This window comes from Micromonospora sp. NBRC 107095 (assembly GCF_030269705.1).
GTDB classification, from domain to species: Bacteria; Actinomycetota; Actinomycetes; order Mycobacteriales; family Micromonosporaceae; genus Micromonospora; species Micromonospora parva.
Genome location: NZ_BSTU01000001.1, coordinates 288,230 through 307,996, shown reverse-complemented (window position 1 = coordinate 307,996; position 19,767 = coordinate 288,230). Strand labels below are relative to the sequence as shown.

Below are 19,767 nucleotides of genomic sequence, written 5' to 3'. Positions count from 1 at the left end.
GGGTGGGGGTGGGGGTGGGGTTAGGGGAGGAGGGGGTGGAGGTGGACGTTTTCTTCTCGGCCTGGGCCTACGCCTACGACGCTCACCCTGGTGTTGCAGAGTTCTTCGACCCTCGCGATGTAGCGGCGGGCGTTCTCCGGCAGGTCGTCGACCGTTCTCGCCTTGGTGATGTCCTCCGACCAGCCGTCGAGCTCCTCGAAGACGGGCTTGGCGTGGTGGAAGTCGGTCTGGCTCATCGGCATGTCGTCCACCCGGACGCCGTTGATCTCGTAGCCGACGCAGATCGGCAGCTTCGGCAGGCCGGTAAGCACGTCCAGCTTGGTGATGACCAGGTCGGTGACGCCGTTGAGGCGGCAGGCGTACCGGGCGACGACCGCGTCGAACCACCCGCACCGGCGCTCCCGCCCGGTGGTGGTGCCGTACTCCGCGCCGATCTTGCGCAGGTGGTCCCCGTTGGCGTCGAACAGCTCGGTCGGGAACGGCCCGGCACCGACCCGGGTGGTGTACGCCTTGCTCACCGCGATGACCTTGTTGATCGCGGTCGGCGGGATGCCCGCGCCCACGCAGGCGCCACCGGCGGTCGGGTTGGACGAGGTCACGAAGGGGTAGGTGCCGTGGTCCATGTCGAGCATGGTGGCCTGGGCGCCCTCCAGCAGCACCGTCTCGCCCCGGTCCAGGGCGTCCCAGAGCATCGCCCGGGTCTCCGCGATGTACGGCTTGAGCCGCTCCGCGTACTCCAGGTACTCCTCGACGGTCGCGTCGACGTCGATCGCCTTGCGGTTGTAGACCTTGAACAGGATCTGGTTCTTCTCGCGCAGCGCGAGTTCCAGTTTCTTGCGCAGGATGCCCGGGTCGAGCAGGTCCTGGAGGCGGATGCCGATCCGGGCGACCTTGTCCCCGTACGCCGGGCCGATGCCACGGCCGGTGGTGCCGATCCGGGACGAGCCGAGGTAGCGCTCGATGACCCGGTCCAGCGCCCGGTGGTGCGGCATGATCAGGTGCGCGTCGCCGGAGATCCGCAGCCGGGACACGTCGACGCCGCGCTCGGCCAGGCCGTCGATCTCGGCGAGCAGCACCTTCGGGTCGACCACCACACCGTTGCCGATGATGATCATCGCGTCCGGTGAGAGCGCGCCGGACGGCATCAGGTGCAGCGCGTACTTCTGGCCGTCCGGGGTGATCACCGTGTGTCCGGCGTTGTTGCCGCCGGAGTAGCGCACGACGTAGTCGACCCGCTCACCCAGCAGGTCGGTAACCTTGCCCTTGCCCTCGTCGCCCCACTGAGCGCCGATGAGCACGATCGCTGGCATCTTTTCCGCCTCCAGAAGGCTCGGGTGCCAGGTGGCGACCGCTCGGCGAGCCCGGGGTGTCAGGTTAACAAGTAATGACGGCGTGGCCGGCAGGGGTCGCGTCGAGAGGCAGGAGGCTCCTTCCGTGTACGACGTGGTGCTGCTCACCCTCGGTTCGGAGCGGGACGCTCCCGGGGCCTGTGGCAGCGGCGGGGCCTGCTGTGGCGGCGCGCCGGGGGCCGACACCGCCCCGACGGGCCAGACCGACGCCGGTCAGCCGAGCAGTGGTCAGGCCGAAGCCGAGAAGTGCGCGACGGAGCGACCACGGGTGCCGGTGCTGGCCTGTGCCGACGCGCTGAACGCCCGGGGCGCCCGGGTGGAGACGATCACCGCCCGCTCGGACGCCGAGATCGACGCGGTGTTGGCCCGGTTCGACGGCCCGGCCCGCCCGGACGGCCTCACCTGGCCGGACCCGGACAGCAAGACCCGGCTGGTCGTCGCCACGGCCAGCGACGGACAGTTGCGCGCCGTGCTGCGCCGGCTGGTCAAGCGGTACGCTCCGGCGCCCAGCAAGCGCCCGGCGGACCTGCCCGGCAACCGCACCCTGCCCGACCTGCCGCCGGTGGCCGTACTCCCGCTCGACCCGGCCCGTGGCGGCACCCACCGGGACCTGGCGGCGCAGCTCGGGCTGCCCCGTGACCCGGCGGCGGTGGCCGCCGCGGTGCTGGACGGCACGCCGCGCCGACTGGACCTGCTCCGCAACGACGGCGGCTCGGTGACCCTGGACGGCGCGCTGCTCGGCGCCGCCGACGACGCCGGCCGGCCGCTGCACTGGCGCGCCCGGGTGGAGGTCGACGACACCATTCTCACCGACGGCGCGGAACCGCTGCTGGCCTGCGCGGTCGGCAACGCCGGCGGGTACGCGACGCTCGACGACGTGACGCTGCTGACCGCGCCGGACCCGGCTGACGGCCGGGTCGAGGTCGCGGTGGCCGTGCCGGTTGTCGTCCGGTCGGCCTGGGGGCGCAAGCGGGTACGTCTCGAAGTTCGGCGGGCCCGTGGGCGGGCGGTGTCGGTGCTGCCCCGGGAGGGCAAGGTGCCGTACCTCGACGATGGTGTCGAGGGCGAACTGACCCGCAAGCGTTCCTGGTGGATCGAGCCGGGCGCCTGGGCGGTCTGGTCGAGCTGACCTCGACGCATCGACCGGCCGACCTGCCTGCGTCGATCGGCCCTGCTCGGCGAATGGGCCTATCCTCGCAGGAGGACTGGGGAGGGCCGTAATGGACGAGAACGCCGACCGGGCGCAGGTGCCCGGCCAGCAGCCGGCGCCGGAGCGGGACATCGAACCACCCTGGCCGCCGGATCCGGGCGACCGGGGTGCCGCCCCGCCCTGGGCTGCGGTCGCCGAGCAACGGGGTGGCCCGTCGCCGGTCACAGCGCCGGTCACGCCACCGGTGGCCACGCCTCCGATCGGGCGACCGCCGGTTCCCGGCCAGCCCGGCGCCCCGGCGCAGTCACCGCCCTCGCCGTCGGACTACCCGTCGCTCACCGGCGCCGTCCCGGCCCCCGGCTGGGGGCCCGGCGGCCCGTCCGGCGTCGGCTCGGGTTGGGCACCGGCGCAGCCGAGCTGGCCACCACCGACCGATCCGACCGCCGTGCCCCCGCCGCCCGCGACCGGCGGCCAGCCGGCCCCGCCGGCATCCGGCCCCGGGAGCGACGGCGGGCCAGCTGACGCCGGCCTGCCCGCGACCGCGACCGCTGCCGCTGCGGTTCCGAACGTCGCCCCCGCGCCGGGGGACGGCCGAGCCGCCCCGCACGGCGCGGCCGGTGCCGCGCACGACGTGGCCAGCCGGGCCGGCGAGGCGGCGCACGTACCGCCAGGCGACCGGGCTCCGACCGCCGCACCGGTCGCGCCGGGGGGTGTCGACCTCGACCTGCCCTTCACCCTGGATCGCCCCGCCGCCACCGCGGCGACGACCACCGATCGGCCCGCCGCCACTGCGTCCGCCGGCAGCCCGAGCACCACCAGCAGCCCGAGCACCAGCAGCGCGAGCACCACCAGCAGTCCGACGGCCGCCGGCTCAGCGCCGGCAGGCTCCTCGGCCGCTGGCAGCCCAGCGGCCGGGCCGGCACCGCAGGCCGGCGGACCGGCAGCGCAGCCCGACGGATCGACGGCCCAGCCCACTGGGGCGGCACCGCAGGTCGGCGGACCGGCACCGCAGCCCGACGGATCGACGGCCCAGCCCAATGGGGCGGCACCGCAGGCCGGCGGACCGGCACCGCAGCCCGACGGGCCCGGTGTAGACAGGCCCGCCGACGGGCCGGGGCGGCCGATCGCCGAGTCACCGTGGGCGTATCCGCCCCAACGTCCGGCTGGAGCGGCACCCGCCCAGGAGGAGGCCAGCGCGACGCCTCCGATTCCGCCCCCGCCTCCCGTCGTCCCGTACGTCGGTCCCGCGCAGGCGCACCCGGGGCAGCCGCCCGTCCCCGGACAGACCGGCTCGGCGCAGATTCCGCCGCCGCCCGACCTGACGCAGTTCAGCTACCCGCAGCCCGGCCCTCCCGCGCCGCCGCCCGTCGCTCCGCAGGCCGGGCCGGCGACCCCACCGCCGGGGCCGTTCCCGCCCTCGCCGGGTTGGTACCCGCCGCCCTGGCAGCAGGGTTCGCCCGCCGGTACGCCGGGGCAGCCGTACCAGGAGGCCGACGGGGTGACCCGGGTGCCGGCCCCGGGGTATCCGGACGCGACGGCGTACCCGGACGCGACGGCGTACCCGGACGCGAGCTGGACACCGGAGGAGACCGCCGCGCCGACCGCCGAGGACTTCGCCCGACGCCGCCAGGTCCGGCCCGCCGATCCGGTGGCGACCATGGGTGTACGCGCGGTGGTCAACAAGATGGGCCTGCTCCGGCTCGCCCCGGGCCGGCACGAGCAGGAGCTCAAGCGGGACATCGAGATGGTGCGCCGCAACTTCGGCGGTCTGCGGCAGGTGACGGTCGTCAACCCGAAGGGTGGCGCGGGCAAGACGGTGGCGATCCTGCTGCTCGCGATGACGTTCGGTCAGAAGCGTGGCGGCTACGTGCTGGCCTGGGACAACAACGAGACCCAGGGCACCCTGGGGATGCGCGCCCAGCAGGACTTCCACTCCCGCACGGTGCGGGACATGCTGCGTGACCTCGGGCAGTTCCAGGGCGCGCACGGGCGGGTCGGTGACCTGTCGCAGTACGTGCGTTCCCAGGGCGAGGGGATGTTCGACGTACTGGCCTCGGACGAGTCGGCCACCGGTGGCGAGATGTTGACCGCCGCCGCGTTCGCCGAGATCCGTGAGGTGGTCAGCCGGTTCTACAAGTTGATCTTCGTGGACACCGGGAACAACGTCCGGGCGCAGAACTGGCAGGCGTCGATGGATGCCACGGACCAGTTGGTGGTCACCATGTCGGCTCGTAACGACTCCGCCGAGACGGCCGCCCGGATGCTCGACCACCTGGAGCAGAGCGGCCGGCAACGGCTGGTGCGGCAGGCCGTGACGGTGGTGTCGATGCCGCCGTCCCGCAAGGAGATCGACCTGCCGGCCATCCAGGAGCACTTCGCGGCCCGCACCCGGGCGGTGCTGCTGGCCCCGTACGAGCGGCTCATCGACAGTGGTGAGCCGATCCGGTACGGCGGGCTCTCCTCGGCAACCCGGGACGCCTGGCTGAAGATCGCCGCCGCGGTCGCCGAAGGGCTGTGACCCGCCGACGGCCGGCCCGGTGTCGGGCCGGCCGTCGGGGCGGGGTCAGTTGCTGGCGAGCGCGTCCGCCGCTTCCGGGTCGCAGTCGCGCAGGAACTGGGCACAGCGGGCCGCCTCGTCGGCCTCGCCGATCTCGTCGGCCGCCCGGGACAGCACGTACAGGCAGCGGAGGAAGCCCCGGTTGGGCTCGTGGGACCACGGCACCGGGCCGTGCCCCTTCCACCCACTGCGGCGCAGCTGGTCGAGGCCCCGGTGATAGCCGGTGCGGGCGTACGCGTACGCCGTCACCACCTGGCCCTGCGTGAACGCCCGCGCCGCCAGCTCCGCCCAGGCGGCGCTGTAGGTCGGGAAGCCGGCCGCCACGTCGGCGTACGCCTCGTCGGTGCCGGCCTCGTTGGCGGCGGCCAGGGCGGCGTCGGCCTCGTCGTTCACGGGCAGGCGGGTGGCCGGTGGCTCTGGCAAAAGGTTCTGCATCGCCCCATTCAACCCGCTGGACAGGGCGACACGCGAGCGGGTCGGCCGACGTGTTCCGCTGAACGGCTGAGGAGTTGGTCACGCCTGCGGCCTATGCCGCTGCCTGGTGTTTTCCATTACAACTAATGGTCCGGAGCCTCCCCAGGAACCGGTTATGCAGGAGCCCGGCGGCCACGACCGCCGGGCTCCTGTCGGTTCCGCGCCGGGCCCGAGGTTTGGCCGGCCCCGGCGGGCGGGCAGGATGGCCCGGTGCCGACCCCACCTCCCGCAGACGTCATCGAGCCGCACCTGCACGCCGGCGAGATCCAGACCCGGGCCGAGTTCGACCAGCAGCTGACCACCGGTCGGCTGACCGGGCTGACCGTGCAGGGTCTGCGGCTCGACCTCGCGCCGGTGCCCGACCTGACCGGTGTCGACGTCACCGGCACCCTCTTCGTCGGTTGCCGGTTCGCGGCCCGGGACGTGGGCGCCGACCTGGTCCGGCGCGGCGCGAACGTGGTGCCGCCGTTCTCCGGTTTGCCGTACCCGACCCAGCCGACGCACCTCTACACCCCGGAGGAGTTGGCCGCCGGGTTCGCCGAGGGCGGGTTCACCGGCATGTACGACACCCGGGTGTACGACCACTACCGGGCGCACGGCGGCGCGCTGCCGGACGTCAAGGAGGCGCTGGGCCAGCGACTGCACGACCACGGCGTGGACAACGCGCTCGGCGACGCCACCCGGGCGTGGCTGGCCGCGCACGGGCCACAGTCGGTGGTGGGCATCATGGGTGGCCACGCGGTGCGGCGCGGCAGTCCCGCGTACCGGATGGCGGCCGTGCTGGGGTGGGAGCTGGCGCGGGCCGACCGGCTGGTGGTGACCGGCGGCGGCCCCGGGGTGATGGAGGCCGCGAACCTCGGCTCCTACCTGGCGGACCAGCCGGCGACCGAGGTCACGACGGCGATCGACCTGTTGGCCACCGCCCCCGACTTCACCGACCACCACCGGTACACGGCCACGGCGTTGACGGTCCGGCAACGGTACGCGGGGGTGCCCCGGCAGCGGGGCGCCGAGCTGGGCTGGGCGCGGGCCGGCGGGCTGGCCATTCCGACCTGGCTGTACGGGCACGAGCCGGCGAACCTGTTCGCGGGGCGGATCGCCAAGTACTTCTCGAACGCGATCCGGGAGGACACCATCCTGCGACTCGCCCGGGGCGGCATCGTCTTCGCGCCGGGGCGGGCGGGCACCGTGCAGGAGGTGTTCCAGGCGGCCACCAAGACCTACTACGGCACCGACGGGGCCAGCGGGGCGTACATCTTCCTGGACCGCGGCTACTGGACCCGGGAGCTGCCGGTGGAGGCGCTGCTGCGCCCGCTGCTGGCCGCGTCCCCGTTCGGTGACCTGTCGTCGACGATCCACCTGACCGATGACGTTCGCGAGGCCGTACGCCTGTTGACGACCTGACGACGACGGCCGGCCCCCGTGCGGGAGCCGGCCGTGGGTGGGACGTCGTTACTTGGTCATCGTGGTGCCGGTGGAGCGCAGGTGCTCGCACGCCTCGACGACCCGGGCGGCCAGGCCGGCCTCGGCGGCCTTGCCCCAGGCGCGCGGGTCGTACTGCTTCTTGTTGCCGACCTCGCCGTCGATCTTCAGCACGCCGTCGTAGTTGCGGAGCATGTGGTCCGCGACGGGGCGGGTGAAGGCGTACTGGGTGTCGGTGTCGATGTTCATCTTCACCACGCCGTAGTCCAGCGCCTCGCGGATCTCGCTCAGCAGGGAACCCGAGCCGCCGTGGAAGACCAGGCTGAGCGGCTTGTCCTTGCCGTACTTGGCGCCGACGGCGTCCTGGATCTGCTTGAGGATCTCCGGACGGAGCTTGACGTTGCCCGGCTTGTAGACGCCGTGCACGTTGCCGAAGGTCAGCGCCGCCATGTAGCGGCCCTTCTCGCCGAGGCCGAGCGCCTCGACCATGGCCAGGCCGTCCTCGGTGGTGGTGTAGAGCTTGTCGTTGATGGCGTTCTCGACGCCGTCCTCCTCGCCACCGACGACGCCGACCTCGATCTCAAGGACGATCTTGGCCTTGGCGGCCTCGTCGAGCAACTGCGCGGCGATCTCCAGGTTCTCCGCGACCGGCACGGCCGAGCCGTCCCACATGTGCGACTGGTAGAGCGGCTGCTCGCCGCGCTTCACCCGCTCCTGCGAGATGCCCATCAACGGACGGACGAACCCGTCCAGCTTGTCCTTCGGGCAGTGGTCGGTGTGCAGGGCGATGTTGACCGAGTACTTCTTGGCCACCTCGTGCGCGTACGCGGCGAACGCGACGGCACCGGTGACCATGTCCTTGATCGAGGGGCCGGAGAGGTACTCGGCGCCACCGGTGGAGACCTGGATGATGCCGTCGCTCTCCGCGTCGGCGAAGCCCTTGAGCGCCGCGTTCAGCGTCTGGGAGGAGGTCACGTTGATCGCGGGGTACGCGTACCGGCCAGCCTTGGCGCGGTCCAGCATCTCCGCGTAAGCCTCGGGGGAAGCGATGGGCATGTGATGCGCTCCTTACTTACCACTCTCGGCCGTGCTGGCCGCTGTTCTTCATTTGTGCGCCGGACCGCGCTGTCCTCCGCCCGGAAGTATCCCGTAGGTGAGGTGCGCCGGAACAACCGACCCGGGTGCCAGCCGTTCACCGGCGGCCCGGGTTGTCCGGCACGATGACGCTGATCAACCAGGTCACCACTGTCATCACGATGGCTCCCCAGAACGCCGCCCAGAATCCGTCCACCTGGAACGGCAGGTCCAGGCCGCGGGCGATCCGGTCAGTGAGCAGGAACAGCAACGCGTTGACCACCAGCGCGAACAGGCCCAGGGTCAGGAGGTAGAACACGCAGCCGACAACCCGGATCACCGGCTTGAGCACGGCGTTGATCACACCGAAGATCAGCGCCACCACGATCAGGGTGAGGACGGTGTTGCCACCCGATCGGGCGTGCACGTCCACCCCGGGCACGATCAGCGTGGTTATCCACAACGCGACAGCGGTGATCGCCAGTCTGATGAGGAAGCCCACGGCACCATCCTGGCACCGGGTCACGTCACCGAGGGCTGATTCGGCCTACTCCGCTTCCGGGCGGTACGCCCGCCCAGCCCGTACGGTGGGTGGGAACCGTGCCCCGAGACCCCCGGGAGGGACTATGGGTCAGCCCGATGAGGACTTCACCCCCGGCGACCACCTCGCACCCAACGAACGCGACCCGGAGGCCGATCCGGCGGACGCGGTCGAGCAGGCCACCGTCGCCGGGCCCGCCGACACCGACAGTGAGCCGCACCGCGGCCTGGAGGTCGACGACTGGGACGCGATGGAGCAGGCCCGGGTGGTCACCGGGGACGAGGACGATTACCGCTGATCCGCGACCGGGTCGGGTGCCCGTTGTGCCAGAGGGTGCTCAACCGTTCGGGCCATTCGACGAATATCGATCCCAATGGGTTACCGGAGGAGCTGACAGCTCCCTAGGTTGGACGAGCGCCACAGGCATCCCCACGGGAGGACCCCCATGCTCAAGCACTGGCTCCGCTGGCTGACCGGGCTCGGCGCCGCCGGCGCGTTGGTCGCTGCCTCCGCCACCCCCGCCGTCGCCGCGGCCCCGATCGCGCCCTACTTCCAGGACACCACACTGGCCGTCGGTTCGGAGCCGGCCACCCGCGCCCTGTTCCTGTACGCCAACGAGCCGACGACCCTCGCCAAGGTCTCCGTGCGGTACGACTACCGCTCCCTGGCCAACAAGGTCACCATCGACTCCGACGAGGACGGCCAGCGGTGCACCGCCCCGGAGCCGGGCGTACTCGTCTGCGAGGAGCCCTTCGACGTCGTCCTCCACGAGGAGCCGCCGCTCGGCAGCGGGATCTACCGCAACGGGCTCAAGCGGGTGCGCATCGGCCTCACCGAGGATGCGCAGCCCGGTGACTCCGGGGACGTCGTGGTCAGTTTCCAGGCGGCCGGCGGGCGCAGCGGCAGCTACACCTCGCGCGTCCGGGTCGGCGAGGGGGTCGACCTGGCCGGCGGGCCGTTCACCACCGTCTCGGCCAAGCCGGGTGGGAAGTTCACGGTGCCGCTGGTCGTGGCCAACGCCGGCGACCGGACGGTCGAGGGGTTCGTCGCGGTCTTCGACCTCGCCTACTCGATCCGGACCACCGACCGGTTCAGCAACTGCCGCTACGCCGACGACCACCTGGTCTCCTGTCAGTTCGACGAGGAGATCCCGGTGGGCACCGGGCTGGCCGCCACGCTGAACCTCGAACTCGGTAAGGACACGTACGCCCCCACCAACCAGTCCGGCTACGCCCGGTTCATGACAGTGGCCGACTTCGAGGACCTGACCAAGGTGCGGAAAGCAGTCGGCGCCCGGGCAGCCACCCCCGGCAGCGGGCCGAAGCTGACCCTGGCCAAGGCACCCGGCGCCACCCGGCAGGCCGACCAGACCGACGTCAACCCGGGCAACGACTACACCGGGTGGACCATCAAGGCCACCGGCACGAACGGCACCGACCTCGCGGCGATCGGGGCCGCGCTCAAGGGCACGGCCGGCACCGTCGTCACGGCCACCGTCGGCTTCCGGAACAACGGTCCGGCGACGCTCGACAACGTGAGCGAGGAGTACGAGGCCGCCACCCACACCGACGTCGAGCTGCCGCCGGGCACCTCCGCCGTCGAGGTTCCCGAGAACTGCTGGTTGCGGCAGGACAGCACCCGCACGTACCTGTGCGCGTCGGAGATGCTCCTGGTGGCCGGGAAGACCTACACCATGACGTTCCGGCTGCGCATCGACAAGGTCATCCCCAACGCCCGGGGCGCGGTACGGGTCAACGCGCCGTGCGAGTGCCCCGCCGGCGGCGGCTTCCAGGCCGACATCAAACCGGCCAACGACAAGGCCACCATCGTGGTCAACGCGGCCCAGAGCGGCGGCGGTCAGGACGATGGCGATGGCGATGGCGGTGGCGGCGGTTCGCTGCCCATCACCGGCGCCCCCACCAACCTGATCGCCGGCCTCGGCGTCCTGCTGCTGGTCACCGGCGTGGGCAGCTACCTGATCGCCCGCCGCCGAAGCGACCGCTCCGTCGCCTGACCCAATCCGCTCGCCCGACCGGCACCCCGCCGTCCGTACCTGGCCGGCGGGGTGCCGTCGCCGTCATCGGACGGGGTTGACCTGCTCCGGGTGCTGGGCCACCCACTGCGCCAACCGGTCCTCGGCCAGCGCGGCGAGAAACGCCCGGCCCAGCTTCGGGTCCAGCGGCAGCAGCGTACGGTCATCCACCGGCTCGCCGACCGGGAGGCTGAGCCCCACCGGGTCGACGCTGTCGAGCTCGGGTAGCACCGCCACCAGCCTGGTCAGCGGCAGGCCGTCGTCATCGACCGTCAGGCCCTTACCGGGGGCCGACAGCAGGCCGGCGAGTCGCACCGGGTTGCTCAGCACGTCCTTCGCGGACACCGCTCGGATCAGACCGGCGACGTAGCGCTGGGCGTTACGGTCCCGGTCGAACGCGCCGTCGGGCAGGTACCGCCGTTGCCGCAGCAGGTCGACGGAGGCAGCTCCGTCGAGCCGCTGACAGCCGGCCGGGAAGGTCCGGCGGGTGTGCCAGGATTTGACCTCCTTCGGCAGGCAGACCTGCACCCCGTCGACCGCGTCGGTGATCCGGCGCAGCCCCGCGAAGGTCAGCACCGCGCCGGCGTCGACGCGTACCCCGGTCAGGTCGGCGACCACCCGGCGGGTCAGGTCGTAGCCGGCGTCCAGGTCGGGCCGGGGCTCGCCGGCACCGGTGTGGAAGGCGCTGTTGAGCTTCTCGACCCCCCGGCCGGGGATCGACACCCCCAGGTCGCGCGGCAACGAGATGAGGTACGGCCGGCTCCGGTCGGCCGGGATGTGCACCAGCAGGACGGAGTCCGCCAACCGGTACGGCGGTTGCTCACCGAAGCCGTCAACCCCGAGCAGCAGGACGTTCAGCGCCTCGGACGGCGTATCAGCCGGTTGACCGGACAACGACGGGCCGTCGACCGGCCGGTCGGGGCGCAGTTGCGGCACCCCGACTCCGAGCGCGGCGAGCAGGGCGAGCGTGACACCGGCGGCCTGGAACCGCTGCCGGCGGCGACGGCGGGTGGCGGCCACCCGGTCGATCGCCGCCCGCAGTGGGCCGGTCGACGGGGTCAACGGTTCGTGCCGAACGAACGCGGCACGCAGGTCATCCTCGAGCATGGTCACGCCTCCACGTACTCGGCCCGGAGCGTCGCCAGGGCCCGGGAGATGGACGAACGAACGGTCCCGACGGCACAGCCGAGAATGTCGGCGATCTCCATGTCGGGCAGGTCCTCGTAGTAGCGCAGCACCAGAGCGGCCCGCTGCCGGCGGGGCAGCCGGGACAGCCAGGACCAGATCTGATCCCGGTCCACGGCGGACTGGGCATGGTCGGTGAGCGCCGGCAGCGACGCGTCGGGCTCCCCGCGCAACAGCACCCGGCGGACCCACGAGCCGCGCCGCCAGTCGACGTACTGGTTGGTGAGCATCCGACGCACGTACCGCTCCGGCGAGTCCGCGCGGGCGACCCGACGCCAGTTGAGCTGGACCCGGACCATGGTTTCCTGAACCAGGTCCTGGGCCTGGTGCGGATCACCGGTCAGCATCACCGCATACCGCAGTAGCGGGGCCAGCCGCGTGTCCGCGAACTCCTCGTACGTCACTGCACCTCCCGGGGGCTCCTGCCACAGATGACGGGAGCGGACCGACCGAACATTGCGGTGACTCTGATCAACCTTTTGGCTCGTCTTACGCAATGGGCGGCTCCACGGGGTGCAGTGAGCCTTAGCGATTCCTTAAGATCCGCAGGCTCCACCTGATCCCCCAACTGGAGGAACCCCCCTCATGCTCACCCACTCCACCCGGCGTTGGCTCGCCGGGCTGGGCGTCGCAGGCGCGTTCGTCGCCGCCTCCGCCAGCCCCGCCTTCGCCGCACCGGCAGCCTCCGCCCCATCGGCAGAGAATCTCGACCTGTACGCCAACAACGTGATCGTCGCGCCCGGCGGCGTCGAGAAGTGGGTCACCCTCTTCTCGCTCGTCACGGAGCGGCAGCCCGGCAACTACACGATCAAGGTGGACCGGAGCAAGGTTGACGGTTTCGCCGACGTCGAGGACAGCGGGGATAACTGCACCGAGTCCGGTGCGATCCTGACGTGCAAGGTCGAGGACCAGGACGACGACGGCTCGTACCTGAACTTCGTCTCCCTCCTCGTTCGCGCGAAGGCCGACGCGAAGCCCGATCAGAAGGGCGAGCTGAGTTTCACCGTCACGCCGGACGACAAGTCCGGATCGGTCTCCTACAGCTCGACTGTGGAAACCGGCGAGGGCGTCGACCTCAGCACCAACGAGATCCTGGAGCTCAAGGGCGCGCCCGGCGCCACGCTGAAGGCCCCGTTCCAGGTGACGAACCGGGGCGAGGTGCCCGCCAAGGGCTCGGTTCTCTACGTCGTCGGCGCGGACGGTCTTCAGCCGTCGAAGCGCTACGAGAACTGCGAGTACACCGAGGGCCCGCTGCACGACTTCGCGTTCGCCTGCCGCTTCGACACCACGATCGACAAGAGCAGCAGCTTCCGCCTCGACGACAGCTTCGGGTTCACCGTGCCCGCCGACAGTTGGGCACCGAACAACTTCGGCGGATTCTCCACCTGGTTCACGCCCGCCGACTGGGACGAGTACCGGTCCGAGGCCGAACTCCCGGCCAAGATCGGGCCGAACGGCACCGAGGGTGAGCTGAAGCTCGAGCCGACCACGGGCCTGCGCTCCCGGCAGACCGACGTCAACCCGTTCGACAACTCGACCTGGATCGACCTTCAGGTGACCGGCGACCAGCGGGCCGATGTGGTGGCGCGCGGCGCGACGGTGACCGGTGACGTCGGCGCCACCGTCGCGCTCACCGTCGGTTACGTCAACAACGGGCCGGCGGCCGTCAACACGGGTGGCGCCGAGTCGCCCTGGATCGGCACCACGGTCACCCTGCCGAAGGGTGTCACCGCCGTCCGCGCTTCAGAGAACTGCTTCGACTCCGAGGACGACGAGTGGGAGCCGGGCAAGCCCGGCGCCCAGGTCTACCGGTGCTTCACGGACGGCTCGATCAAGAAGGGCCAGAAGGTCGACTACGAGTTCCAGGTGCGTATCGACCAGGCCGGCGGCCAGGCCGGTGAGGTCAAGCTGCGCACCGGGCACGAGGAGAAAGAGATCAAGGACCTGAACCCGGCCAACGACGTCGCCAAGATCCTGGTGAACGCGGCCGGTGGCACGGGCGGTGGCGACGGTGACGGTGACGGCGGCTCGCTGCCGATCACCGGCCAGTCCACCGGCCTGATCGCCGGCCTCGGTGCGCTGCTGCTCGCCGCCGGCGTCGGCGGCTACCTGGTGGCCAAGCGCCGCCGGACCCGCTTCGTCGCCTGATCCACCCCGCGGCACCGGTGCCCCGTCGACCACCACGGTCGGCGGGGCACCGTCGTTGCACCCCACGACGCCGGGACGCTGCCGTTGAGCCGTACGGCGCGGGCGGGTGGCGAGGGGCCGGTCCGGCGCGGCCGGGGCCCCGGGCTTCGGTACCCTTTGTGGCCGTGGACACAGCTGAGAAGACCCGCGCTCTCGTGGAGAGCGTCGCCCTGAACCCGCTCGATCCCAAGGATCTGTTGCAGACCTTCGGGCTGATCGGCGTGTGGGTGATCCTCTTCGCCGAGACCGGCCTGCTGGTGGGCTTCTTCTTCCCGGGTGACTCGCTGCTGTTCCTTGCCGGGGTCGCCTCGTCACCGGTGGCGGACGCGATCTTCGGCGACGGCACCCGCCTCTCCCTCGCCGGCCTGCTGATCGGTGGCCCGATCTGCGCGATCGTCGGCGCCCAGCTGGGGCACTGGCTCGGTGCGCGGTACGGCCGGCCGATGTTCGAACGGCCGAACTCGCGGCTCTTCAAGAAGGAGTACGTGGAGAAGGCCGAGTACTACTTCCAGAAGTTCGGCCCGGCGAAGGCGGTGGTGCTGGCGCGCTTCATTCCGATTGTCCGGACGTTCCTCAACCCGGTCGCGGGCGCGCTCGGCATGCCGGCCAAGAAGTTCCTGCTGTGGAACATCGTCGGCGCGGTGCTCTGGGTGGACGGCATCCTGCTGATCGGCTACCTGCTGGCCGAGCAGATCTACCAGGCCATCGGCGACAAGATCGACCACTACATCCTGCCGGTGGTCGCCCTGATCATCCTGATCTCGGTGCTGCCGATCTTCTTCGAGTTCCTCCGCGACCGGCGGGCTCGCAAGCGCGGCGAGGCGGTCGCGATGGTCGCGGCGGCCAGTGCCGCCGGAGCGGTGGAGGCGGCCCGCGAGGCGTTCGACCACGACCGGCACCCGCACGGCCAGCAGCGCCCGGAGCACGGTCAGGACCGTTGAGGGGTACGACGACGGCCGGCCCCCTGGCAAGGGGGTCGGCCGTCAGCGTGTCGAACCCGGCCTCCGGCGGTGCGACCGGGGACGAGCAGGTGTCAACCACCGGTGGCGCCACCCCTGGCTCGCCACCGGACGCCGCCCCGGCTCGGGACGGCGTGTGATGCCTACGTCAGCGAGCCTTCTTGGTGGCTCGCTTACGCGGCGGGGTCAGCAGGTCGGCGATCGTCGCGATCGCACTCGGGACCAGGCTGTAGTACGCCCAGACACCGCGCTTCTCCCGCTGCAACAAGCCGGCCTCGGTGAGGATACGCAGGTGATGACTGACCGTCGGCTGGGAGAGGCCGAGCGGTGCGGTCAGGTCACAGACGCACGCCTCGCCCTCGGGGGCCGACTGGATCAGGCTGAGCAGCCGCAACCGAGCAGGGTCAGCAAGGGCCTTGAGGACCCCGGCCAGACGCTCGGCATCGGCACGTTCGATCGGCTCGCCGTTTAGCGGCGAGATCTGAGGCATAGTCATTTCGGCCAACGCAGTTCCCACGTATTCCATCCTTCCACCAGCAGCATCGATCCGCCTGCATATCAGCAGATCCGAATCGGCAGACTTTTACGCCACAAGGCCGAGGTCAGCCAACGTATAGGCCGCCCGGTACGGCAATCCGGCGGCTCGCACCGCGTCGCCGGCGCCTCGATCAACAATAACCACCACACCCACGACTTCCGCCCCGGCCTCGCGAAGCGCCTCGACAGCGGTCAAAACACTTCCGCCCGTCGTGGAGGTGTCCTCCACCGCCAACACGCGGCGGCCGGCCACCTCGGGCCCCTCGATCCGCCGCTGAAGACCGTGGGCCTTGCCCGCCTTGCGCACCACAAAGGCGTCCAGGGCCCGGCCGGTCGGAGCGGCGGCGTGCAGCATCGAGAGGGCGACAGGGTCCGCACCAAGGGTGAGGCCCCCGACCGCGTCGAACTCCCAGTCGGCGGTGAGGTCGAGCAACACCCGGCCGACCAGAGGAGCGGCCCGGTGATGGAGCGTGACGCGCCGCAGATCCACGTACCAGTCTGCCTCGCGCCCCGACGAGAGCACGACCCGGCCATGGACCACAGCCAGGTCGGTAATGAATTTACGCAGGTCGTCGTGGTCCCCCATGGCGATAGAGGTTACTGCGCAAGTCTGAACGCCGTGTGCGGGGTCCACCCTGATCAGCCCCGGGGGGAACCGATGGCTGGCGATGTTCAACTACGCTCAGCGACTGGTCCGACAGCGGCGCGCCAACGCCGCCCCGCCGCCGGCTCGGGGCCGACGGGCCTGTCGAAGCTCAGCGCTCGTCGCGACCGATCCGGCCGCGGGTGTCCCGGGCGACCGCCTGGAGCAGTCGGCGCGGCGCGTGTCGCATACCGGCGACGACCACCTTGTACTTCCACGCCGGGATGCTGACCATCTTGCCTTTGCGCAGGTCACGCAGGGCTTCGTCGACCACATCCTCGGCTCGCAGCCACAGCCACTCCGGCGTCTTGGACATGTTGATGCCGGCCCGCTGGTGGAATTCCGTGCGGGTGTAGCCGGGGCAGAGAGCCATCACCTGAACGCCGAACGGCCGCGTCGACTGGCCGACGGACTCGCTGAAGTTGGTCACCCACGCCTTGCTGGCCGAGTAGGTCGAGCCGGGCATGGCCGTACCGAAACCAGCGACCGAAGAGACATTTATCACTGCCCCATTTCGCCGTTCGGTCATCGGTCGCACCGCCGCGAGGGTCAACCGCATGACCGCGTGCACGTTGAGCCGCAACAGTCGTGCCTCGTCCTCGGCCGTGGAACGCAGGAACGGCTTGTTCAGGCTGATGCCGGCATTGTTGACCAGCAGGTGCACCGGGCTGCCCTCGGCGAGCCGCCGCTCCACCGTCGCGCATCCGTCGTCGGTGGACAGATCCGCCGGGATCGTCTCCACCTCGCGGCCGTACGCGGAACCCAACTCGGTAGCCAGCTCGGTCAACCGCACCTCGTCGCGGGCAACCAGCACCAGGTGCCAGCCGTCGGCGGCCAGTCGTCGGGTGAACGCCGCGCCGATGCCGGCGGTGGCCCCGGTGATCAGGGCTCGCCGCTCGGCGGTGGTGGGGTCGAGCGTCACGTGGCGGTCCTCACCTGGGCGGGTACGGGGGCGCGGGCTGGTGCGGGGCGGGCGTGAACCTGGGCGGTGCGGTTGGCGTGGCCGAACGGTGGCGGCCGAACCAACTGTTCGCGGCGGGCAGCGCCAGCAGCGTAGCTACTACAAGGTAACCGAGCCCCTGTGCGACGGAAAGCCCGGCGTTGAGCGGAATCCACCAGGACGGGTACGCGTCGCCGATCAGGCCCAGCAACTCGGCGAGAGCCTGCTCGCCCGAGCCCAGTCGCAGTGGCGCGGCCCGTTCGCCGACGACCACCGCCACGCTGCAGCAGCCGGCGAGCAGGCCGAGCCCGCTGACCACCCAGGTCGCCACCCGCACGCCGTTGCGACCGCCCAGCAGCCCGAGGGCCAGGCCGGCGAGCAGCGGCGTGGAGAGCACCGCCACCACCGCCGACAGCACCATGGAGGCGCGGAGCAGGGTCACCACGTCGTCGATCTGCTCCGGGCTTGCCGACGTGTTTCCGGCGGCGGAGCGGAACGCGTCGACCGTCGCGCCCAGCACCACCAGGTCGACCACGGCGTACGCGAGCGCGGCGACCGCCATCACCAACAGCACAGACGCGGCCGACAGGACGGCGGTGGGCCGGCGGGCCGGTGGCGATTCCGGGTACGACACGACGAATCCCTCCGGTAGGCGTCGGGTTGCAACCTACTCGGAGGGATCGTCGGCGTCGTGCTTATCGAGCCGTCAGCTCGTCGACGGCGGGGTTGACCCGGGCCGGTCCGTGGGCGGCGTGTCGTCCGGCCGGTCCGTGGGCGGCGTTGCGTCCGGCCGGTCCGCGGTCGGCGGCGGGTAGCTCGGCTCCCCACTTGACGGATAGCCCGGCTCGCCGGAGGCCTGCGGGTAGCCGGGCTGACCTGGCGCCTGCGGGTAGCCCGGGTAGCTGGCACCCGGGGTCGGCGGCTCCCAGGCCGCGGTGGGCTTGCGGAAGAACTCGTTCGCCTTCGGCAGCGCCAGCAGGATCAGCGCCGCCAGCAGCGCGAGCAGGCTGAGCACGCTGAGCAGGAGGCTGACCGGGGTGGCCCAGGAGGGCAGGGCCTCCTCCAGGCGGCGCTGGATCTCCTCGGGGCTGGGCCCGTCGCCGCCGGTCCCGCCACCGGCGTTGAGACCGCCGGCCGCATTGCTGAGCAGGCCACCGCCGACGCAGCAGACCATGATGCCGCCGACGATCCAGGTGGTGATCCGGGCGCCGTTGCGGCCCTGGTTGTTGAAGAGGGCGAGCACACCCAGTACGACCGCGAGCAGCAGCATCACGACGCTGCCGCCGATGCCGATGACGGCGAAGACGTCGGCCACCTGGTCAGCACCCTCGGCGGTGCTGTCCGCGTACGCGTCACGAAGCGCGTCCCGCGTCTTGCCGAAGGTGCTGAGCGTGATGATCAGGCTGATCACCTGGAGTGCCAGGAACAGGAAGAGCAGGTAACTGGAAATCGACACAATGGATGGCCGCTGACGGGCCGGTGTGCGCTGGGAATCGACCACGATTCTCCTTCCCTAAGATCGCGCCCACACCGTATCGACAACCGGCCAGTTCGGAATGTTGCGACGAGCCGGGCGCGCCCACCCGGTCCAGCTCAGCGGAGCTCGGGCGTGGGGTGGATCGTCAGGTCGGCGGGGTCGAGCAAATGACCGCGGGAAACCCGCCAGCCCTCTTCGCCGTACGCCTCGAAGGAGAGCCGCGCGGCGCCACCGGACTGGTAGTCGTGGTAGCGCATGGTGCCGGTCGACGGCAGCTCGGTCTCGCCGGTGGCGGTATACCGCGCCTGCCCGGTCTCTGACCAGGTGAAGCGCCGCCCGCCGAGTTCGATGGTCGGGGCGCCCGGTGTGACGGTGGCTCCCGGTTCGGCGGTCCAGAACACCAGCTCGAGTTCGGGGCCGTCCTCCACGGAGAGCCAGTGGCGGGTGCCGGAGCCGTCGTCGAGCAGGTGCTGCACCCAGCTCCAGTCGCCCTCGACCAGGCGGATCGTGGCGCTCACCGCGTACTCCCGCCCGCGGATCCGCACGCGGTCGCCGGCGGTCAGGCGCAGCGCGCCACTGCGCGGCGACTGCGCCGGGCCACCCGCCGACCGGCCGGACGGTGGCAGGCCGCCGGGCCGGGTTGTCCGGCGGGCCCACGCGACGAACAGGAGCACGATCACCACGACCACGGCAAGCGCCGCCGCCAGGTACGTCACCAGCGCGTTCACCCGACTACCTCCCCAGGTTCGTCGGCGCAGACGGTAACAACCTTCGGCACCAGCGGGACCCGTACCGTGACCGACAGCTCAGCTACCGACGGCACGGCTGGCGCCGGGCTCAGGCTGCGGCGAGCCGCCGGCTGGCGTAGGTGCCCAGGGTTTCGCGGTCCATGACGCAGCCGGCGAAGGTGGTGAACTCGCTCGGGTCGTCCCGCAGCGCCGTCCAGGCCGCTCGGGCCGCCGCCGGGTCGACGCGCTCCAGCAGCGTGGCCGCGTACGCCCGGCCGGCGGGTGTGCCGTCGGCAAGCACCCGGTCGAGTTGGCGGCGGACCTCCTCGGGGTGGTCGTCGAGGGCCGCCGACACCCGCTCGTGCGCCTCCGTCACCGGCAACAACGTGCCGGCGAGGCCAACTCCCCCGAAGGCGAGCGTGTCAGCTGCCGCCAACTCGTCGGCTGCCGCCCGGAGCTCCCGCTCCCACTTGTCTTTCCCGATCCCGAACATGTCCCACCCCTTTCCCCGC

20 protein-coding genes are annotated in these 19,767 nt (G+C 71.5%); 7 read left to right on the top strand and 13 right to left on the bottom strand.

The genetic code is table 11. The features are described from left to right. Positions 1-20: 20 nt before the first annotated feature. Entirely contained in the window at positions 21-1,310 is a 1,290-nt protein-coding gene (locus QSK15_RS01490) for an adenylosuccinate synthase (RefSeq protein ID WP_285792549.1), read from the bottom strand. Between the two features lie 124 nt (positions 1,311-1,434). Between QSK15_RS01490 and QSK15_RS01485 the strand changes: the two genes are divergently transcribed. Then, complete coding sequence (locus QSK15_RS01485; protein WP_285792548.1) at positions 1,435-2,478, top strand: diacylglycerol kinase family protein; 1,044 nt, start codon at positions 1,435-1,437, stop codon at positions 2,476-2,478. A gap of 91 nt (positions 2,479-2,569) precedes the next feature. Beyond that, a complete protein-coding gene (locus tag QSK15_RS01480; RefSeq protein WP_285792547.1) occupies positions 2,570-5,017 on the top strand; it encodes a chromosome partitioning protein in 2,448 nt (815 codons plus the stop codon). A 45-nt stretch (positions 5,018-5,062) separates the two neighbouring features. Here QSK15_RS01480 and QSK15_RS01475 read toward each other — a convergent pair whose 3' ends face one another. Then, positions 5,063-5,491 carry a DUF3151 domain-containing protein gene (locus QSK15_RS01475; RefSeq protein ID WP_279520305.1) on the bottom strand — a complete coding sequence of 143 codons (429 nt, stop codon included), beginning with the start codon at positions 5,489-5,491 and terminating at the stop codon, positions 5,063-5,065. Positions 5,492-5,740: 249 nt separating this feature from the next. Here QSK15_RS01475 and QSK15_RS01470 point away from each other — a divergent pair, with 249 nt between their 5' ends. Then, positions 5,741-6,934 carry an LOG family protein gene (locus tag QSK15_RS01470; RefSeq protein WP_285792546.1) on the top strand — a complete coding sequence of 398 codons (1,194 nt, stop codon included), beginning with the start codon at positions 5,741-5,743 and terminating at the stop codon, positions 6,932-6,934. Positions 6,935-6,982: 48 nt separating this feature from the next. Here the strand turns inward: QSK15_RS01470 and fbaA are convergent, their stop codons facing one another. Beyond that, positions 6,983-8,008 carry a class II fructose-bisphosphate aldolase gene (fbaA, locus tag QSK15_RS01465; RefSeq protein WP_030332138.1) on the bottom strand — a complete coding sequence of 342 codons (1,026 nt, stop codon included), beginning with the start codon at positions 8,006-8,008 and terminating at the stop codon, positions 6,983-6,985. A 136-nt stretch (positions 8,009-8,144) separates the two neighbouring features. Continuing rightward, positions 8,145-8,528 (bottom strand): phage holin family protein, encoded by a 384-nt coding sequence (locus tag QSK15_RS01460; RefSeq protein WP_285792545.1) that lies wholly within the window; start codon positions 8,526-8,528, stop codon positions 8,145-8,147. Between the two features lie 124 nt (positions 8,529-8,652). Between QSK15_RS01460 and QSK15_RS01455 the strand changes: the two genes are divergently transcribed. Together QSK15_RS01455 and QSK15_RS01450 are read left to right on the top strand one after the other, a co-directional pair. Further along, the gene (locus tag QSK15_RS01455) at positions 8,653-8,865 is read left to right on the top strand and encodes a hypothetical protein (RefSeq protein ID WP_285792544.1); all 213 of its coding nucleotides are present in this window, start codon (positions 8,653-8,655) and stop codon (positions 8,863-8,865) included. A gap of 147 nt (positions 8,866-9,012) precedes the next feature. After that, positions 9,013-10,581: an LPXTG cell wall anchor domain-containing protein gene (locus tag QSK15_RS01450; RefSeq protein ID WP_285792543.1), complete on the top strand. Its 1,569-nt coding sequence runs from the start codon at positions 9,013-9,015 to the stop codon at positions 10,579-10,581. Between the two features lie 63 nt (positions 10,582-10,644). Here QSK15_RS01450 and QSK15_RS01445 read toward each other — a convergent pair whose 3' ends face one another. Both QSK15_RS01445 and QSK15_RS01440 read right to left on the bottom strand, forming a co-directional pair. Next, positions 10,645-11,706 carry an LCP family protein gene (locus tag QSK15_RS01445; protein ID WP_285792542.1) on the bottom strand — a complete coding sequence of 354 codons (1,062 nt, stop codon included), beginning with the start codon at positions 11,704-11,706 and terminating at the stop codon, positions 10,645-10,647. Positions 11,707-11,708: 2 nt separating this feature from the next. Beyond that, entirely contained in the window at positions 11,709-12,188 is a 480-nt protein-coding gene (locus QSK15_RS01440; protein WP_285792541.1) for a SigE family RNA polymerase sigma factor, read from the bottom strand. Positions 12,189-12,369: 181 nt separating this feature from the next. Between QSK15_RS01440 and QSK15_RS01435 the strand changes: the two genes are divergently transcribed. Together QSK15_RS01435 and QSK15_RS01430 are read left to right on the top strand one after the other, a co-directional pair. After that, complete coding sequence (locus QSK15_RS01435) at positions 12,370-13,932, top strand: LPXTG cell wall anchor domain-containing protein (protein ID WP_285792540.1); 1,563 nt, start codon at positions 12,370-12,372, stop codon at positions 13,930-13,932. 158 nt (positions 13,933-14,090) lie between these two features. Beyond that, positions 14,091-14,912: a DedA family protein gene (locus tag QSK15_RS01430; protein ID WP_030332126.1), complete on the top strand. Its 822-nt coding sequence runs from the start codon at positions 14,091-14,093 to the stop codon at positions 14,910-14,912. A 166-nt stretch (positions 14,913-15,078) separates the two neighbouring features. On the opposite strand, the gene QSK15_RS01425 is transcribed toward QSK15_RS01430, so the two are convergent. The 7 genes from QSK15_RS01425 to QSK15_RS01395 all read right to left on the bottom strand — a co-directional run bounded on the left by QSK15_RS01425 (position 15,079) and on the right by QSK15_RS01395 (position 19,748). Then, on the bottom strand, positions 15,079-15,456 hold the full coding sequence (locus QSK15_RS01425; RefSeq protein WP_030332125.1) for an ArsR/SmtB family transcription factor: 378 nt from the start codon (positions 15,454-15,456) through the stop codon (positions 15,079-15,081). Positions 15,457-15,513: 57 nt separating this feature from the next. Further along, a complete protein-coding gene (gene pyrE, locus QSK15_RS01420; RefSeq protein WP_112586136.1) occupies positions 15,514-16,053 on the bottom strand; it encodes an orotate phosphoribosyltransferase in 540 nt (179 codons plus the stop codon). Between the two features lie 169 nt (positions 16,054-16,222). Beyond that, complete coding sequence (locus QSK15_RS01415) at positions 16,223-17,032, bottom strand: SDR family NAD(P)-dependent oxidoreductase (protein WP_285792539.1); 810 nt, start codon at positions 17,030-17,032, stop codon at positions 16,223-16,225. A 10-nt stretch (positions 17,033-17,042) separates the two neighbouring features. Then, positions 17,043-17,684 (bottom strand): hypothetical protein, encoded by a 642-nt coding sequence (locus QSK15_RS01410; protein WP_285792538.1) that lies wholly within the window; start codon positions 17,682-17,684, stop codon positions 17,043-17,045. Between the two features lie 72 nt (positions 17,685-17,756). Then, a complete protein-coding gene (locus QSK15_RS01405; protein ID WP_285792537.1) occupies positions 17,757-18,506 on the bottom strand; it encodes a hypothetical protein in 750 nt (249 codons plus the stop codon). Positions 18,507-18,643: 137 nt separating this feature from the next. Next, positions 18,644-19,255, bottom strand: a complete 612-nt coding sequence (locus QSK15_RS01400) for a DUF4178 domain-containing protein (RefSeq protein ID WP_285792536.1) — start codon at positions 19,253-19,255, stop codon at positions 18,644-18,646. A gap of 109 nt (positions 19,256-19,364) precedes the next feature. Further along, positions 19,365-19,748, bottom strand: a complete 384-nt coding sequence (locus QSK15_RS01395) for a hypothetical protein (RefSeq protein WP_285792535.1) — start codon at positions 19,746-19,748, stop codon at positions 19,365-19,367. Positions 19,749-19,767: the final 19 nt, after the last annotated feature.

Coding starts and splice junctions, on each gene's coding strand:
- QSK15_RS01490 (WP_285792549.1), bottom strand. CDS start 1,310: ATGCCAGCGATCGTGCTCATCGGCGCTCAGTGGGGCGACGAGGGCAAG.
- QSK15_RS01480 (WP_285792547.1), top strand. CDS start 2,570: ATGGACGAGAACGCCGACCGGGCGCAGGTGCCCGGCCAGCAGCCGGCG.
- QSK15_RS01475 (WP_279520305.1), bottom strand. CDS start 5,491: ATGCAGAACCTTTTGCCAGAGCCACCGGCCACCCGCCTGCCCGTGAAC.
- fbaA (WP_030332138.1), bottom strand. CDS start 8,008: ATGCCCATCGCTTCCCCCGAGGCTTACGCGGAGATGCTGGACCGCGCC.
- QSK15_RS01455 (WP_285792544.1), top strand. CDS start 8,653: ATGGGTCAGCCCGATGAGGACTTCACCCCCGGCGACCACCTCGCACCC.
- QSK15_RS01450 (WP_285792543.1), top strand. CDS start 9,013: ATGCTCAAGCACTGGCTCCGCTGGCTGACCGGGCTCGGCGCCGCCGGC.
- QSK15_RS01445 (WP_285792542.1), bottom strand. CDS start 11,706: ATGCTCGAGGATGACCTGCGTGCCGCGTTCGTTCGGCACGAACCGTTG.
- QSK15_RS01435 (WP_285792540.1), top strand. CDS start 12,370: ATGCTCACCCACTCCACCCGGCGTTGGCTCGCCGGGCTGGGCGTCGCA.
- QSK15_RS01425 (WP_030332125.1), bottom strand. CDS start 15,456: ATGGAATACGTGGGAACTGCGTTGGCCGAAATGACTATGCCTCAGATC.
- pyrE (WP_112586136.1), bottom strand. CDS start 16,053: ATGGGGGACCACGACGACCTGCGTAAATTCATTACCGACCTGGCTGTG.
- QSK15_RS01395 (WP_285792535.1), bottom strand. CDS start 19,748: ATGTTCGGGATCGGGAAAGACAAGTGGGAGCGGGAGCTCCGGGCGGCA.